Here is a 16035-nt window from a genome sequence, read left to right on the forward strand (position 1 = left end):
CTTTGTGGACCCTAAATGGACTGAAGACTACGAAGCGCTCATCCGGGAAATCGAGCACCACAACCATCAGTATTACGTGCTCGACCGACCTGAAATTACGGATTATGAGTATGATCAGCTCATGCAGCGCTTGCTTGCCCTTGAAAGCGAGCACCCGGATCTCAAGACGCCGGATTCTCCAACCCAGCGCGTGGGCAGTGCGCCGCTGGCGGCCTTTTCCCAGGTCCGCCATGCAGTCAGACTTCTAAGTCTGGACAATGCCTATGACGCAAATGACGTGGAGGCCTTTATTAAAAGGATTGACAAAGAGCTGGTCACCACAGCGGCCTTTGTCGTCGAATATAAGATCGATGGCCTCAGCGTCGCCCTCCGTTACGAAAACGGACATTTTGTCCAGGGGGCAACCAGGGGAGACGGCGAGACTGGCGAAGACATCACGGAAAACCTCAAGACCATTCGCTCCATTCCCCTCAGACTGACCGAGCCGCGCACCCTCACCGTGAGGGGAGAAGTCTTCCTGCCAAAGGAAGGCTTTCGACAGCTCAATGAAGAGCAGGAGCAAAATGGTCTTCAAACCTTTGCCAACCCCAGAAACGCAGCCGCCGGATCCCTGCGGCAGCTGGACAGCCGGATTACCGCCTCGCGGCCGCTGGATATCTTCGTCTTTGACCTGCTCAGCGGGGAACTAAACGCGAAAACACATGATGAAGCCCTCGCAGAGCTTAACGGACTTGGTTTCAAGGTCAGCCACGGGAGGCGCTTTGAAAACCCTGATGACATCACCAAAGCTGTGATCCATGCTGAATCAGAACGTCACAGCCTGCCCTTTGACATCGACGGCATGGTCGTCAAAGTGGACAGCTTTGCTCAACGGGATCAGCTGGGCACCAGAGCAAAAAGCCCGCGCTGGGCAGTCGCCTTCAAGTTTCCGCCGGAAGAGGTGGAGACGACCCTCAGGGACATTACCGTCCACGTGGGCCGTACCGGCGTCATCACCCCGAGGGCGGAGTTCGACCCCGTGGAGGTCGCCGGCTCAGTCATAGCCCGCGCCACGCTTCACAACCAGGATTTTATCCGGGAAAAGGACATTCGTATTGGCGACAGAATTGTCGTCCAAAAGGCCGGCGACGTCATCCCGGCAGTGGTGCGGGTCCTGACAGACCGGCGGCAAGGCACAGAACAGCCCTTCGTGCTCCCGACGTCCTGTCCGGAGTGCGGCAGCGCAACCCACCGGCTGGAAGGGGAAGCGGCTCTGCGCTGCCTGAACCCGAACTGTCCTGCGCGCTACCGCCGCGGGATCGAGCATTTCGTCTCCAGGCCAGCCATGAACATTGACGGCCTCGGGGAGTCTATCATCAGCCTGTTGATTGCGAACGGCCTGATCCGGGGGATTGCCGACCTCTACACCCTCAAGGACCAGCGGGAAACTTTGATCCGCCTGGAACGCATGGGTGAGAAGTCCGCGGACAACCTGCTGAAGGCCCTTGAAGCCTCCAAGGAAAATCCGCTGTGGCGACTGATTACCGGCCTCGGTATCCCGCTCATTGGGGCCCAGGCCGCGAAACAGCTCGCCCGCAGCTTCGACACCCTCGACGGGCTGATGGCCGCAGGCGCGGAGGAACTCGTCACGCTGCCTGAAATAGGCGCCAAGATGGCAGAAAGCCTCGTCAGTTACTTCAGTGATCCGGTGAATCAGGAGACCATCGGCAAACTAAAAGCCGCAGGCCTGAATTTCAAAGGGGAGCGCACCGCTCAGACCGGACCGCAGCCTTACGCGGGAAAAACCTTTGTGCTCACAGGTACCCTGTCCGGCTTCACGAGAGACGAAGCCAAGGCTCAAATTGAAGCTCTGGGCGGAAAGGTGGCCGGAAGCGTCAGCAAGAAGACGGACTTTGTGGTCTATGGCACCGAAGCCGGCTCCAAACTGGATAAAGCCCTGTCCCTGGGCGTCGCCACGCTGGATGAGGATGAGTTCCTCGCCATGCTGGAAGCCGCGAAAGCCTAAAAACTTAAAAAAGTTGGCCGATGGTCATTTAACCCCATCCCAGCCAACCTAAAATATCGATTCGAAACGGAGGTCTTTTAATGGCGATCACCATCAAAGACGTCGAGCATGTCGCAAAGCTCGCGCGCCTCGAGTTCGAGGAAAATGAAATTCTCGCCTTTACAGAAAAGCTCGACGCCATTGTCGGGTATGTGGAAATGCTGAATGCCGTCGACGTAGAAAACGTCGATCCGACTTATCATGTCCTTCCGGTAAAGAACCGATTCAGGGAAGACGAAATTCAGGCTTCGCTGGAACGAGATGCGGTTCTGACCAACGCGCCTGACCGGCGCGGCGGCTGCTTCAGAGTGCCGCGGGTTGTGGAATAGGGGGCGCGGGGAGAGATGGAGATGAAAAACAAAATGTATGAATGGACGCTCCACGAAGCCCGTCAGGCGCTGCGTGACGGTCAAGTCACGTCTGTGGCCCTCACGGAGGCGATTTTTGAGCGCATTGAAGCTGTTGAGCCTAAAATTGACGCCTTTATAACGCTTTTAAAAGAAGAAGCGTTGGAAAGCGCCCGGGCGGCTGACGCAGCCTTTGCTCGGGGCGAAGACCTTGGGGACCTGCACGGCGTGCCCATTGCTATCAAAGACAATATGTGCACCACGGGCATTCCGACGACTTGTGCGTCTAAAATGCTGGAGAACTTCCGCCCGCCTTATGACGGGACGGTTGTCGCAAAGCTCAAAGCGGCAGGCGCAGTTATTGTAGGGAAGACAAACCTGGACGAATTTGCCATGGGCTCTTCTACAGAGAACTCTGCCTTTAAAGTCACACGCAATCCTTGGAACACGGACTATGTGCCAGGCGGCTCTTCAGGCGGCTCGGCGGCCTCGGTTTCTGCGGGGGCGGCTTACGCGTCCCTTGGCTCAGATACGGGCGGCTCTATCCGTCAGCCGGCGTCCCTCTGCGGCCTGGTAGGTCTCAAACCGACCTATGGACTCGTTTCCAGATATGGCCTGGTGGCCTTTGCCAGCTCTCTGGATCAGATTGGCCCCTTCACCAAGGACGTTGAAGACTGCGCTATCATGATGAATGCCATTGCGGGCTATGACGTCAAGGACGGCACCTCGATCCAGCAGGAAAAGCCGGACTATAAGGCGGCTTTGATCGATGACGTCAAAGGACTGCGCATTGGATTGCCAAAGGAATTCTTTGGAGAGGGCATTGCTCAGGAAGTCAAAGACGCGGTTCACGCCGCTGCCAAGATTTATGAAACCTTGGGCGCAACCGTGGAAGAAGTCAGCATTCCAAATGCCGGCTACGCGCTGCCAATTTACTACATCATTGCCTCCTCAGAGTGCAGCTCAAACCTGGCCCGCTTCGATGGCGTCCGCTACGGCTTCCGCGCGCCTGAGTTCGAGGACTTCAACGACCTGTTCGCCAAAACACGCACACAAGGCTTTGGCGAAGAAGTCAAGCGCCGGATCATGCTGGGCACTTATGCCCTCAGCTCCGGCTATTATGACGCCTATTATAATAAGGCCATGAAGGTCAGAACCCTTCTGAAACAGGACTTTGACCGGGCCTTTGAGTCTGTGGATGTCCTCCTGACGCCGACCTCGCCTACAGTGGCCTTCAAAATTGGCGAAAAAACTGATAATCCGCTGGAAATGTACATGTCAGATATCTGTACCGTGCCTATCAACATTGCCGGCGTACCGGCCATGTCCCTCCCATGCGGTTTCAGCGAGGGCCTTCCTATTGGCATGCAGCTGATTGGAAAACATTTTGACGAAAAGACGATCCTGCGTGCAGCCTATGCTTATGAACAGCATACGGGCTACGCACAGCAGCGTCCGTCGCTTTAGGAGGTGCGGTCATGTCAGAGATGAAATTTAAAACCCTGGTCGGTCTCGAGATCCACGCGGAGCTCGCGACGGCCTCCAAGATGTTCTGCGGCTGCACGACGACCTACGGCGGCGACGTCAACACGCACTGCTGCCCGATCTGTCTTGGCCTTCCCGGCACACTGCCGGTGGTCAACAAGCGGGCTATCGAGTTTGCTATCCAGACCGGACTTGCCTTCAATGCCAAAATTGCGAAAAAGAGCAAGATGGACCGCAAGAACTATTTCTATCCGGACCTGGTCAAGGCGTTCCAGATTTCCCAATATGACATGCCTCTTTGTGAGCATGGACATGTGGATATTGAAACAGCTTCCGGGAAAAAACGCATAGGTATTGAGCGGATCCATATTGAAGAGGACACCGGAAAATCCCTCCACGCAGAGGATGGCTCATCCCTTCTGGATTACAACCGCTGTGGCGTGCCGCTGATTGAGATTGTCACCTTGCCGGACATGTCAAGTGCTGAAGAGGCCGGCGCGTTTCTTGAACTCCTCAAGTCGACACTGGAATATATTGAGGTCAGCGACTGCAAGATGGAGCAGGGTTCACTGCGCTGTGACGTCAACGTCAACGTGGTCAGCGAGGATGGCACGGTCAAAAGTAATATCGCAGAAATCAAGAACCTCAACTCCTTCAAGGCGGCCATGAAGGCCATTGAGTTTGAGACAAAGCGCCACATTGAGCTCCTTGAGCGCGGTGAAAACACCCTCAAGGAAACCCGCCGTTGGGACGACGCTAAAAACGAAACCTTCCATATGCGCACGAAAGAATTCGTCCAGGATTACCGCTATTTCCCGGAGCCGGACATTGTCGACTTCGAAATTGACGCAGACTGGATCGAGCGCCTCGAACTGGAGCTCCCAGAGCTTCCGGAAGCGAGAAAACACAGATTTATTTCCGCTTATGGCATTCCTGAGTATGATGCCGGCGTCTTGACCTCAACGCGCCAAATGGCGGACTACTTCGAGACTTTGGTCAATAGTGTGGGGGATGGCAAGCTTGCCAGCAACTGGATTATGACGGAACTCATGCGCCGTCTCAAGGATGAAGGTTTGGAGCTGGGAGCCCTGCGCTTCACTGTAGAGCAATTCGCCGAGCTGATCGCCATGGTCAAGGACGGCACTCTGAACCAAAACGCAGCGAAAAAAGTTTTCCGCCGTCTGTTTGAAGAAGGCGGGGAGCCAAAAGCTATAGTCGAGGCAGAAGGTCTTGTTCAAACCTCAGACACGGGTCTGATTAAGGATACTGTAGATTCTGTGCTCAGCGCAAATCCTCAGTCTGTTGAAGACTATAAGAACGGCAAGGACAGAGCCTTTGGATTCCTCGTGGGTCAGGTCATGAAAGCCTCAAAAGGCAAGGCCAATCCGCAGGTGGTCAATGAGCTTTTGGCAGAAGCGCTTAAGAATTTATAAACTAAGAACAAAAAAGAGACAGCATTTCGCTGTCTCTTTTTTGTTTGTCTTTCGTTTATCCTTCTGAAATCAGCCCCCGCCAACCGCCGGGAAAAATGCTAAGGTATCATTTTCTGTCAGGCTGGCGTTAAGTTTGGAGTGTCTGCCGTTAATCATAATGATGGCGACTTCGCTTTGCGGAATGCCCAGAAGATCGAGAATATCACCAGGGGTGGTCGTTTCGTGAATCTCCAGATCCATTTCCTTTTCGCGCTTTTCTCTTAAAGTGGCAAAGAGTTTGACTTTGATCTTCATAGGCACCTCCTCTGATCCGGCGATAGGCAGTGAAGCGGACGTCGAGGTCTCTTAGCCCTTACTCCGACTATTTGCTCAACTTGAAGTTAGAGGCATTCTTCTGGTTTTTTCCATAGAAGCCAAGGGCTACGCGGTAAGGTCCGGGACAACCGGGTGGCAAGAAGGCCACACGATCACCTGGTTGGATGACGGTATCCAAGTCTTGGACAAATCCGTTCACAAAGATGACCTCTACCTCGTGCAGCCTAATTTCAAGCTTTTTTGCCAGCTCAATTCCGGTCAGGGGCTCCAGCAAGTGTAGAATGACAGGCATGGTGCCGTGCTTCTTTCTCAGATAGGAATCCAAGTGAAGGAAACCTCTAATTTCCGTTGCCGATGGTTTCGGGTCATTCATACCACATCACACTCCTTGGTGGTTGAATCGGACTGACTGGGCTGGTTACCGCTCGTCATGATTCTTATTAAAAGTTATAGACCTCATCAATTTCTTCCGGTGTGAAATCCCAGACTTGATTGTGCGGAGGAAGCGCCTCGTACTCAAAGAATTCTGGAAGGCGGTCGTGAGCGTTCGTAAATCCGGCTCTCTTGTTAAAGTCCCGCTCAACTTTAAGGACGGATTCGCCAAGCTTGTCGACATCTCCGGAAGTCAGGGACAGGCCGTATTGCGCATTGATCATGTCGATCAGTGCCTGATAGCCTTCAGGGCTGTCTGCGATGCCAAAGTAGACAAACAGACACATGCCGGTACTGTCGACTGCTGCAGTGCCAATCTGCATAGACCGGGCGTACTCGATCTGGCCGTCTTTTTTCAGCGGGTCAAGGTCGCCGCCGACCTTCAGAATGTTGCCGGAGACACAATAGCCTGCAGTGTGGTCAGCGCCCATTGGGGTCGTGGCATAGGTTAAACCAATGCCTTTGACTGAGCGAGGATCGTAAGCCGGGATCGCCTGGTCCTTGACGACAGGGGTTCTATAGAGGCCGCAGACTTTTCCTACGACAGCGCATCCTCCGCCCAGAATTCTGCCGAGTGGGGTTGGAACAGCAATCTGTTTGATTGCGTCCAGAGCAGCTTCGCCGTCGCCCCAAGGCAATAAGCCGCCTTCCATAGCCGTCGCGACTGCGACGGAGACTTCGATACTGTCCACGCCAATATCATCCATGGCGCGGTCCGCATAGGCGATCAGGTCCAGATTTTTGATGCCGGCGTCAGCGCCGAGGGCCCAAATCGTTTCATACTCAAAGCCGCTTGTGATATATTTGCCTTGTTTGTCCGGGTACCACTGTGAGCATTTGATAATGCAGCCTCTGTGGCAGCCGTGGGAGACTTTGCCGTCGCCGCCGCGCTCGGTAATGGTCGCGTTCATGGTCTCGCCGGAAATGATGTCGTTATGATCAATGCGGCCCTGGGTAAAGTTGTAGGAAGGAAGGCCGCCGGCCTCGTTCAGAATATTGACCAGGACGTCCGTGCCGTAGGCTGCGAGGCCCTGACCTGATACCGGATGGGAGAGGAGGGCGTTTGCGAAGACTTTCGCAGCCGCTCTGAACTTCTCAGGCTCTGCGATAGGCACAGTGCCGGCGCCGGTATCATCCAGAATGACAGCTTTAACTTTTTTGGAGCCCATGACAGCACCCAGGCCACCGCGGCCCGCACTGCGGATGTTCCCTTCCGGATCCTTGAACGATATATTCGCGGAAGGCAGGCGGTGCTCACCTGCAGGACCGACTATTGCGATGCCGACATTCTTCCCGTGTTTCTCAGTCAGGAACGCAATGGCGTCATAATTGCCGCAGCCGCCCAGGATCTCGACCGGTGCTTCTTCAATAGCAACGTTGTCCATAGAGACCTTAATAACGTAAAATTTGTCGTCTTCCGGCATGCCTTCAATGACTAAGGCTTTTATGCCCATTTTGGCCATCTGTTGTGAAAAAACACCGCCGGTGTTGCATTCTTTAATAGTGCCTGTCAGTGGGCTCTTGGCTCCAACGGACAGACGTCCGGAATTTGGCGCGGAGGTGCCGCTCAGCAGGCCAGGCGCAAAAATTAATTTATTGTTTTTTCCCAGCGGGTGGCAGGTAGGTTTAACTTCATCATTGACGAAGCTGGAGGTGAGGGCGCGGCCGCCAAGGCCTATGTACTGATTTGGGACAGCTTGGATCTCTATTTCCCCGGACGACATATTCACGCGGATAAACTTGTTCATAAAACGCCTCCTTATACTTTGTTGCAAACTAATATTGCAAATATTGTGCCAAATAAAAAGACCGCTGTTTTCAAGCGGTCTAATGTAAAGGGTTTGAACAATCCGAGAAGAGTGTTCTGAAGTTGAACATAAATTGCATTTTTGAGATGTTCTAAAATGGATCACTGATCGAAAGTTGAACAGTCGATCTTGAAAACTTCAATATTGCGGTAAAGGGTGTTTCTCGCAATGCCCAAAGCTTTAGCGCTTAATGAAATATTGCCGTTATATTTATCCAAGGTGCGGATGATATGACGCTTCTGAATCTCGTTCAGAGGCAGGTCGGTGTCCTGCTCCCGAGAGAATCTCAGAAGCGGCAGGCCTGAATGTTCTACAGGATCCAAAGATTGCAGGCGGTTGATTTCCGGCACGGACTCGGTGTTGATCAATAGTTCAATGTAATTTTCCAGCTCGCGTATGTTGCCTGGCCAGTCGTAGTCTTGCAGCTGCTGAATTTGATCCTCACTCAACTGCAGAGGCTTCTTGTTCAGCCGCTTTGAAATCCGTTCTGTGAAAAATTCGATCAGAAGCGGGATGTCATCTTTGCGCTGTCTGAGAGGCGGAAGGATAATTGGCAGGACATTCAGCCGGTAATATAAATCCTTCCTGAAGTTGCCTTTGGCAACTTCCTCTTTGAGATCTTTGTTTGTCGCCGCAATGATTCTGACATCCACGACGAATTCCTTCATACTGCCCACGCGGCTGATGGTGCCTTCTTCCAGAACCCTGAGCAGCCGTGTCTGCATGTCCAGCGGCATTTCTCCGACCTCATCCAGAAATAAGGTGCCGCCGTCCGCAATTTCAAATTTTCCGGGATTTCCGGACGTCTTGGCGCCTGTAAAGGCGCCTTCTTCATAACCAAAGAGCTCGGCTTCAATCAACGTCTTTGGAATTGCGCCGCAGTTCAAAGCCACGAAGGGTTCCTCGCGCCGGTCAGAGTGATTGTGAATGGCTTGAGCAAAAAGCTCCTTGCCTGTGCCGCTTTCACCCAGAATAAGGATGCCGGAACGGCTGTCTGCGATTTTTTTTGAGAATTCAACAACCTTAGTGAACTGTCTGTTTTCGCCGATAATCTTGTCAAAGGTATAGACAGCCTTTCTGCCCATGATCCGGTTGGCCAGCTTCCTGATTTTTTTGACGTCTTTGAAGACCATTATAATATCAATCAATTTATTTTGGCTGTTGATAATAGGGTAGGTGCTCAAATTGAGCATGGCCTTATTTTTCCTTGAATTGACCACGACTTCTTCGTCCGAGAAGCCGCGGCGGGCCGCAGAAGCCGTCAGAACCTGCTCCCAGCCCTCAAACAATTGCCATACTTTCATAGATCTGATCTCACCCTGAGTATAGCCGAAGAGATCAGGGACATAGTGGCTCACAGTTTTAATAGTCCCGTCGAGATCTGCTGTCAGGATGCCGGCTGAAATGCTGTCAATAATTGCGTCATTATAGAGCTTGGCCATCTCCAGAGCGACATTGTATTCCTGAACCTGCAGCATCCGCTCGATAGCCTTGGCCGCAGCCACTACCATGCCGAGGGTGTGGGGATGAACCAGCTCAGAATAGCCTGTCAGATCCAGGGAGCCTATAATCTTGCCGGAGGTGTCGCAAATCGGTGAAGCGGAGCAAGTCCACTTGTGATACGCCTCAATGTAATGTTCATCCCCTGAAACCTGAACCGGCATCCTCTCCACCAAGGCAGTTCCCATGGCGTTCGTCCCTATATTGGTTTCATCCATGAACGCGCCGGGCATCATTTTGTAGGAAAAAGCCTCAGTGAGAATAGACTCATCGCCAATAATTGAAAGAATGCAGCCTTCTTCGTCTGTCAAGATCGCGAAAAAATCTGTTCCCTTCACAAAATTATAAAGCTGATTCATAAAAGGCTCAGCCGTGCCAATCAGGGTTTGGTGGTCCGACATCCGCTCGAACAGCTGGTCGCCATCCAAAATGCGCTTGCTGTAGACTCTGTCCCGCCCAATGTTCAGTGCATCGCAGCGCTTATGGGACCTTACTATAAATTCCTTGGTCGAAGATGGCTTTTTCACGGAAATAACCTCCTGTTTGGGCCTGACAACCCGGGGAATGTTAGGCATGTGTGTGGTCCGGTGGTATGAGTATAACGACAGATGCTCAGCACGATGATTAATAACGCTCCACAATTGAACATTGTAACGTAATGGAACATTTCTGAACAAATTATAGCACAGCATGCGTTCAATCACAATCTGGCAGAATGGACAGACAAGATCACTGCAGAGAACTTCACTTTGATGAATGAAGGGCAGAATCAAAATAGAAGACAGCCAGTAAGCTGTAAGTTCTAAGGCCTCATTTGATTAATAGTAAACGATTGATAATTATTAAAAATTGCAAGAATGTTTGCGGATTAGATTCAATCGAATAAGTGACATCATGACAGTTGGTCCAATACTTACCCCTACGAGTTGGTAAACCACAAAAGCAACTGTGTTTAACGTACAAAAGATTACCCAAATGTTACAAAACCTTAAATTTAGATTTCGCTGTAGCCATTGATAGTTGTGGGCTGGTGGATTAAGATAGGATTAACGTGAACGGCAAAGAAATTTAATAATTTTAATCTCCGGGTTGTTTGTGACGCGAATAATTGATAATGAATTCCGCACATTTCAAGTCGCAACAGATGTGATTGCAATTATTAAACTTTGTCAAAGGCGCAATGGATTAGAAACTATTTGAAAGGAGCTGAGAATTTGGGCAAGTATATCATTCGAAGATTAATCTCCATGATCATCACTCTTGTCTTTGTCGCATCCATTACCTTTTTTCTGATGCACGCAGTACCGGGCGGTCCGTTCCAAAGTGAAAAGGCGCTTCCGGAAGCCGTCATCCAGGCGTTGAATGAGAAGTATCACCTCGACGACCCGCTTTGGAAGCAATATCTCGACTACATGAAAGGGGTTTTCACTTTTCAGTTGGGACCGTCTTTCAAACGAGTTGGCACAACGGTCAATGATTTGATTATCGCAGGTTTTCCATACTCTGCTAAGCTGGGCTTTTTCGCCACGCTGGCCATTGTCGCACTTGGCATACCGGCAGGAATTATTTCAGCCTTGAAGTCAAACAAATGGCAGGATTATCTTGTCACAATCCTGGCTACGGTGGGCGTCGCGGTTCCAAGTTTCGTCATAGGTGCACTTTTTATCTATGTTTTCAGCTCCAAGCTGGGTTGGCTGCCATCCTTTGGCCTGACAAGCTGGAAACACTATATAGGACCGGTTATAGCGTTAAGTGGTTTTTCGCTGGCTTTCGTTGCACGTCTGACCAGATCCAGTGTTCTGGAAGTCATGCAGCAGGACTACATAAGAACTGCCAGGGCGAAAGGCCTTCCGGAGATTGTCGTTATTGTCAAGCATGCGCTTAAAAACGCTTTGATCCCGGTAGTCACTTACCTTGGTCCTATGATCGCTGCTATGATGACAGGATCCTTTATTGTGGAAAAGATTTTTGCGATTCCCGGCATGGGTAAATATTTCGTCGAAAGCGTCAGCAGCCGCGACTATACGGTTCTGATGGGCACGACGATCTTTTACGCCGCCTTCTCCATCACGATGATTTTCGTGGTCGACATCGCTTACGGATTTATCGATCCAAGAATCAAACTCGGAGATTAGGAGGGCTGACCATGACAGATCAATTTAAAATAACGCCGGACCTATGGGAGCCAATCGTCATAGAGGACCGGGAAAAGGACAAGATTGTCCGGAAGAGTCTGACTTATTGGCAGGACGCTTGGCGGCGCCTCAAGAAAAATCATTTGTCCATGCTTGGACTTGGCGTGATCTTTCTTCTGGCATTCGCAGCCATTATTGGTCCAACATTATCTCCATACTCATACTCAGATCAGGATCTCAACATGTCGAATATGCCGCCGCGGCTCGAGCTTCATAAGCTTGAGGATGGCACCTTTGTTCACGTCCACAAAGAGTACCGGCTCTATGAAGTCTCTGAATCCGGAGAAATCCTGAGCCGCATTCAGCATACTAAAGAAGACATGATCAATAAAACGCGTGAATTTGAATTTAACGGCAATGAAATTGTCATTGATTATAAACTTGCCGCGATCAACAAAGATGTTCCGAATGCTCCAAAGTTTACGCTGACCATCAATGGTCAGCAAAATGACACTGCTGACAAAACGGTTTGGAATAAGACCTACTTGTTCGGAACCGATACACTTGGCAGAGATATTTTTGTCCGAAACCTCTTTGGCGCTAGAATTTCACTTCTAATCGCTCTCGTCGCCACGATTGTTCAATTCTTTATTGGTGTCATATACGGCGGTGTCTCCGGTTATGTTGGAGGCCGCGTGGACAACTTCATGATGAGGGTCGTCGATATTGTCGACACCATTCCGCTAATGCTATATGTCATTTTGCTGATGGTGGTTCTGGGGGCAGGTCTCATGACGATCATCATCGCGCTGGGATCGGTCTACTGGGTCCGCATGGCGCGACTGGTCCGGGGCCAAGTTCTCAGTATCAAAGAGAATGAGTTCATTCTGGCGGCAAGAACTCTGGGTGCTAGTCCGTGGAGAATCATGGTACGCCATCTGATTCCGAACTCTATGGGCGCAATTATTGTCTCCCTGGCCATGATGGTGCCAAGTGCCATCTTTACGGAATCCTTCCTTAGCTTTATCGGTCTTGGCGTCAGTGCCCCTCAGGCGTCCTGGGGAACATTGGCGAGTGACGCCATGGGCGGGCTCAGAACCTATGCTTATCAGCTGTTTGTGCCTTCCTTCTTTATCAGTATGACGGTCCTTTCCTTTAACTTCCTTGGGGACGGTCTGCGCGACGCACTCGATCCAAGACTTCGCAAATAGAAAGGAGCGACGAACAGATGACGGAAAAAATACTTGAAGTCAAAAATATGAAGACTTCGTTTTATACTCATGTCGGTGAAGTTCAGGCTGTACGCGGCGTCAGTTTTCACCTTGACAAAGGAGAAGCCCTTGGCATCGTTGGCGAATCCGGCAGCGGAAAAAGCGTTACCTCCATGTCGGTCATGAGACTGCTTCAATACCCAGGCACCATTAAAGAAGGAGAGGTCTTCTTTAAAGGTGAGGACCTCGTCAAGAAATCCAAAGCAGAGATGATGAGTGTTCGAGGCAATCAGATAGCTATGATTTTCCAGGATCCAATGACCTCCCTTAATCCAGTCTACACAATTGGAAATCAGATCATGGAGGCGGTGATCCGCCACCAGAAAGTCAGCAAAGCTGAAGCCAGAGAGCGGGCTATTGATATGCTGAAGCTCGTCGGTATTCCTTCGCCGGAAACCCGTGTGGATAACTATCCCCATGAATTCAGCGGCGGTATGAGGCAGCGTGCCATGATTGCCATTGCACTTTCCTGTCAGCCGGATCTTCTGATTGCGGATGAACCGACAACCGCACTTGATGTCACTATTCAGGCGCAGATCCTTGAGCTTCTGAAGGACCTTAAGAAAAAGGTCAATACCTCCATTATTCTGATCACTCACGATCTGGGCGTCGTTGCAGATGTCTGCAGCCGCATCATCGTCATGTATGGCGGTCTGATTATGGAAGAAGGCCGTGCCGAGGACATTTTTTACGAACCCCTTCACCCTTACACCATGGGACTCCTGAAGTCTATCCCTAGGTTAGACCTTGGTCACAAGCAGCGTCTGGTGCCTATTCCGGGTTCGCCGCCGGATCTGATCAAACCGCCAAAAGGCTGTCCGTTTGCTGCCCGTTGCCCTTATGCCATGAAAATCTGCCTCGAGCATCAGCCTGGGTATTATGAGCGAAAGCCTGGCCATAAAGCGGCATGTTGGCTCTATCATCAAGATGCCCCAACTTGGGAGCTCGATACGGGTGTCAGGAGGGTGAAGGGATAATGGAAAAAATAATGAATGAAACAACTCCGAAAGAAATATTGCTCGAAGTCAGAAATTTAAAGAAGTATTTCCCTATTCATAAAGGGATTTTCGGCACTAAAAAGACGAATGTTCAGGCTGTTGATGATATTAGTTTTTATATCTACAAAGGGGAGACTCTGGGACTGGTTGGTGAATCCGGGTGCGGCAAGTCCACCGCCGGCAGAACGATCATCCGCCTATACAATCCAACAGCGGGCGAGATTATTTTCGATGGTGCTGAAATCAGCAAGATGGATGAAAATGAGCTGAAGCCCTTCAGAAAGAGAATGCAGATGATTTTCCAGGATCCTTATGCGTCGTTGAACTCAAGAATGACGGTCGGAGATATCATTGGAGAGCCCATTGACATTCACAACATTGCAACTGGTGAAGCGCGCCAGAAAATGATTTATGACCTTCTTGAGCGCGTCGGACTCAGCAAGGATCACGCCAGCCGGTATCCCCATGAGTTCAGCGGCGGCCAGCGTCAACGGATCGGCATAGCCCGCTCATTGGCGGTCGAACCGGATTTTATCATTTGCGATGAGCCTATTTCAGCACTGGATGTTTCAATTCAAGCTCAGGTTGTCAATATGCTGGAAGACCTTCAACAAGAGTTTGGTTTGACATACCTTTTCATTGCTCATGACTTATCCATGGTTAAGCACATCTCTGACCGGATTGGCGTTATGTACCTGGGCAAGTTAGTGGAGCTCTCCTCAAGTAAAGCGTTATATGAGAAACCAATGCATCCATACACGCAGGCGCTTCTGTCCGCAATTCCAATTCCGGATCCGGAGGTGACTCATGCCAAGCACCGCATTGTCCTGGAGGGTGATGTTCCAAGCCCGATCAACCCACCTTCCGGTTGCCGTTTCAGAACGCGCTGTCAGTATGCCTTTGACCGGTGTACAGTTGAGGAGCCGGTGTTCCAGGATATGGGTGAGGGTCACATGGTTGCTTGCCATTTGATGGACAATGGCAAGGCTTGATTAAATAATTATTCACCTTGTGAATAGTTATAACATTGATTAAAATATGACGAAATCTTCAGAAGTCAGCATTTACAGAAACTCTGATGATTTCGAATTGTTACAAAATTTTAAATATTGTTTTGTCTCGACGCCTTGAACCCATGAGTAATTTACATTAATATTAAAATATCCTTAAAATTTAAGTTAAATGCTAAGATTTCGTCGTATCCAAATCCACACTGATTTATTTGCGTGTAACACGGGAGTGGGATCCCTGTGAGTTGCGCTGATAAATAGAGCATTACACTACTAGATAATGGAGGGGATTTGTTTGTTTAAAAAGAACTTGGCATTACTGATGGTTCTCGTACTCGCTATTGGCCTGCTTGCTGGCTGCGGCGGAACGACTCAAGAACCTACGACACCTGCTGAAGAACCTGCTGCACCAAAAGTTCTGGTATGGAACATCGGTTCCTCCGGTCCTAAGACCATCGATCCAGGTCTGAATGCTGCGAGCGACGGCGGACACGTCATCAACAACATGTTTGAAGGTCTTATGAGAGAATTGGGCGGCAAGCTTGAGCCAGCTATGGCTGAGAGCTACACTGTCAGTGATGACGGCTTGGTCTATACTTTCAAAATTCGCCCTGATGTCAAATGGTCTGATGGCCAGCCTGTCACAGCGAAAGATTTTGAATATGCATGGGCACGCGTTCTCGATCCTGCGACAGCTTCAGAGTACTCTTGGATTTTCAGCGAAGCTAACGTAGATACGTTCAAGGCAATTGACGACATGACCTTTGAAGTAACTCTTAAAGTCCCTACGGATTACTTTCTTGGCTTAACTGCATTCTACACATTCTTCCCGGTTCGTGAAGATGCAGTCGCTAAAGGCGCTGACGGCGCATGGGCATATGACCCTGCTGCTTCTGTAGTCAACGGTCCTTTCAAACTTGAGTCTTACACACAAGGCGACAAGATCGTCATGGTCAAGAACGAGAACTACTGGCAAGCTGACAAAATCAAGCTTGACAAAATCGAAGGTCTTTTGATCGACGACCAGTCTACAGCGCTTACTGCATACGAAGCGGGTGAAATCGATATCCTTGATGACATGCCGACTGCAGAGATTCCAAGACTTATGGCTGAAGATCCTACCTTTATGGTCTTCCCTCAAGACGCAGTTTACTATTTCCTAGATTCTACGTGCAATCTACTCATATAACCCTTTAAGCAAGTATTTATAATCGTTAAGCCAAAACCATTCTTTCACCCAATGGGTGAAAGAAAATT

Annotated in this window: 13 protein-coding genes; 9 read left to right on the forward strand and 4 right to left on the reverse strand. The window is 50.3% G+C overall.

What is annotated here, in order from left to right; all coding sequences use genetic code 11:
- The first annotated feature begins 4 nt into the window (after positions 1-4).
- From ligA to gatB, 4 genes are all read left to right on the forward strand, one after another.
- Positions 5-2005, forward strand: a complete 2001-nt coding sequence (ligA, locus tag OEL90_RS09110) for an NAD-dependent DNA ligase LigA (protein WP_300688102.1) — start codon at positions 5-7, stop codon at positions 2003-2005.
- A gap of 80 nt (positions 2006-2085) precedes the next feature.
- Entirely contained in the window at positions 2086-2373 is a 288-nt protein-coding gene (gene gatC, locus OEL90_RS09115) for an Asp-tRNA(Asn)/Glu-tRNA(Gln) amidotransferase subunit GatC (RefSeq protein WP_291401616.1), read from the forward strand.
- Positions 2374-2394: 21 nt separating this feature from the next.
- Complete coding sequence (gene gatA / locus OEL90_RS09120; protein WP_331488124.1) at positions 2395-3858, forward strand: Asp-tRNA(Asn)/Glu-tRNA(Gln) amidotransferase subunit GatA; 1464 nt, start codon at positions 2395-2397, stop codon at positions 3856-3858.
- Between the two features lie 11 nt (positions 3859-3869).
- A complete protein-coding gene (gatB, locus tag OEL90_RS09125) occupies positions 3870-5309 on the forward strand; it encodes an Asp-tRNA(Asn)/Glu-tRNA(Gln) amidotransferase subunit GatB (protein WP_331488125.1) in 1440 nt (479 codons plus the stop codon).
- Positions 5310-5378: 69 nt separating this feature from the next.
- Here gatB and OEL90_RS09130 read toward each other — a convergent pair whose 3' ends face one another.
- The 4 genes from OEL90_RS09130 to OEL90_RS09145 form a co-directional block, all read right to left on the reverse strand.
- Entirely contained in the window at positions 5379-5603 is a 225-nt protein-coding gene (locus tag OEL90_RS09130) for a MoaD/ThiS family protein (protein ID WP_291401619.1), read from the reverse strand.
- 67 nt (positions 5604-5670) lie between these two features.
- A complete protein-coding gene (locus tag OEL90_RS09135; RefSeq protein ID WP_300688104.1) occupies positions 5671-5997 on the reverse strand; it encodes a MoaD/ThiS family protein in 327 nt (108 codons plus the stop codon).
- A 67-nt stretch (positions 5998-6064) separates the two neighbouring features.
- Positions 6065-7804, reverse strand: a complete 1740-nt coding sequence (locus OEL90_RS09140; RefSeq protein ID WP_300688106.1) for an aldehyde ferredoxin oxidoreductase C-terminal domain-containing protein — start codon at positions 7802-7804, stop codon at positions 6065-6067.
- A 161-nt stretch (positions 7805-7965) separates the two neighbouring features.
- Positions 7966-9891, reverse strand: a complete 1926-nt coding sequence (locus OEL90_RS09145; RefSeq protein ID WP_300688108.1) for a sigma-54-dependent Fis family transcriptional regulator — start codon at positions 9889-9891, stop codon at positions 7966-7968.
- Between the two features lie 687 nt (positions 9892-10578).
- Here OEL90_RS09145 and OEL90_RS09150 point away from each other — a divergent pair.
- The 5 genes from OEL90_RS09150 to OEL90_RS09170 all read left to right on the forward strand — a co-directional run bounded on the left by OEL90_RS09150 (position 10579) and on the right by OEL90_RS09170 (position 15967).
- Positions 10579-11499: an ABC transporter permease gene (locus tag OEL90_RS09150; protein ID WP_291401626.1), complete on the forward strand. Its 921-nt coding sequence runs from the start codon at positions 10579-10581 to the stop codon at positions 11497-11499.
- A gap of 11 nt (positions 11500-11510) precedes the next feature.
- The gene (locus tag OEL90_RS09155) at positions 11511-12710 is read left to right on the forward strand and encodes an ABC transporter permease (protein WP_291401628.1); all 1200 of its coding nucleotides are present in this window, start codon (positions 11511-11513) and stop codon (positions 12708-12710) included.
- A gap of 17 nt (positions 12711-12727) precedes the next feature.
- The gene (locus tag OEL90_RS09160) at positions 12728-13747 is read left to right on the forward strand and encodes an ABC transporter ATP-binding protein (protein WP_291401630.1); all 1020 of its coding nucleotides are present in this window, start codon (positions 12728-12730) and stop codon (positions 13745-13747) included.
- Positions 13747-14760 (forward strand): ABC transporter ATP-binding protein, encoded by a 1014-nt coding sequence (locus OEL90_RS09165; RefSeq protein ID WP_291401632.1) that lies wholly within the window; start codon positions 13747-13749, stop codon positions 14758-14760. The genes OEL90_RS09160 and OEL90_RS09165 overlap by 1 nt, the downstream gene beginning before the upstream one ends.
- A 313-nt stretch (positions 14761-15073) precedes the next feature.
- Positions 15074-15967 (forward strand): peptide ABC transporter substrate-binding protein, encoded by an 894-nt coding sequence (locus OEL90_RS09170; RefSeq protein ID WP_300688110.1) that lies wholly within the window; start codon positions 15074-15076, stop codon positions 15965-15967.
- The last annotated feature ends 68 nt before the right edge of the window (positions 15968-16035 follow it).

It is taken from the genome of Acidaminobacter sp. (genome assembly GCF_030247605.1).
In the GTDB taxonomy this organism is placed as follows: domain Bacteria; phylum Bacillota; class Clostridia; order Peptostreptococcales; family Acidaminobacteraceae; genus Acidaminobacter.

Excerpts from the sequence above, each read along its gene's own strand:
- gatC (WP_291401616.1), top strand. The coding sequence starts at position 2,086 with ATGGCGATCACCATCAAAGACGTCGAGCATGTCGCAAAGCTCGCGCGC.
- gatA (WP_331488124.1), top strand. The coding sequence starts at position 2,395 with ATGAAAAACAAAATGTATGAATGGACGCTCCACGAAGCCCGTCAGGCG.
- gatB (WP_331488125.1), top strand. The coding sequence starts at position 3,870 with ATGTCAGAGATGAAATTTAAAACCCTGGTCGGTCTCGAGATCCACGCG.
- OEL90_RS09130 (WP_291401619.1), bottom strand. The coding sequence starts at position 5,603 with ATGAAGATCAAAGTCAAACTCTTTGCCACTTTAAGAGAAAAGCGCGAA.
- OEL90_RS09135 (WP_300688104.1), bottom strand. The coding sequence starts at position 5,997 with ATGAATGACCCGAAACCATCGGCAACGGAAATTAGAGGTTTCCTTCAC.
- OEL90_RS09140 (WP_300688106.1), bottom strand. The coding sequence starts at position 7,804 with ATGAACAAGTTTATCCGCGTGAATATGTCGTCCGGGGAAATAGAGATC.
- OEL90_RS09155 (WP_291401628.1), top strand. The coding sequence starts at position 11,511 with ATGACAGATCAATTTAAAATAACGCCGGACCTATGGGAGCCAATCGTC.
- OEL90_RS09160 (WP_291401630.1), top strand. The coding sequence starts at position 12,728 with ATGACGGAAAAAATACTTGAAGTCAAAAATATGAAGACTTCGTTTTAT.
- OEL90_RS09165 (WP_291401632.1), top strand. The coding sequence starts at position 13,747 with ATGGAAAAAATAATGAATGAAACAACTCCGAAAGAAATATTGCTCGAA.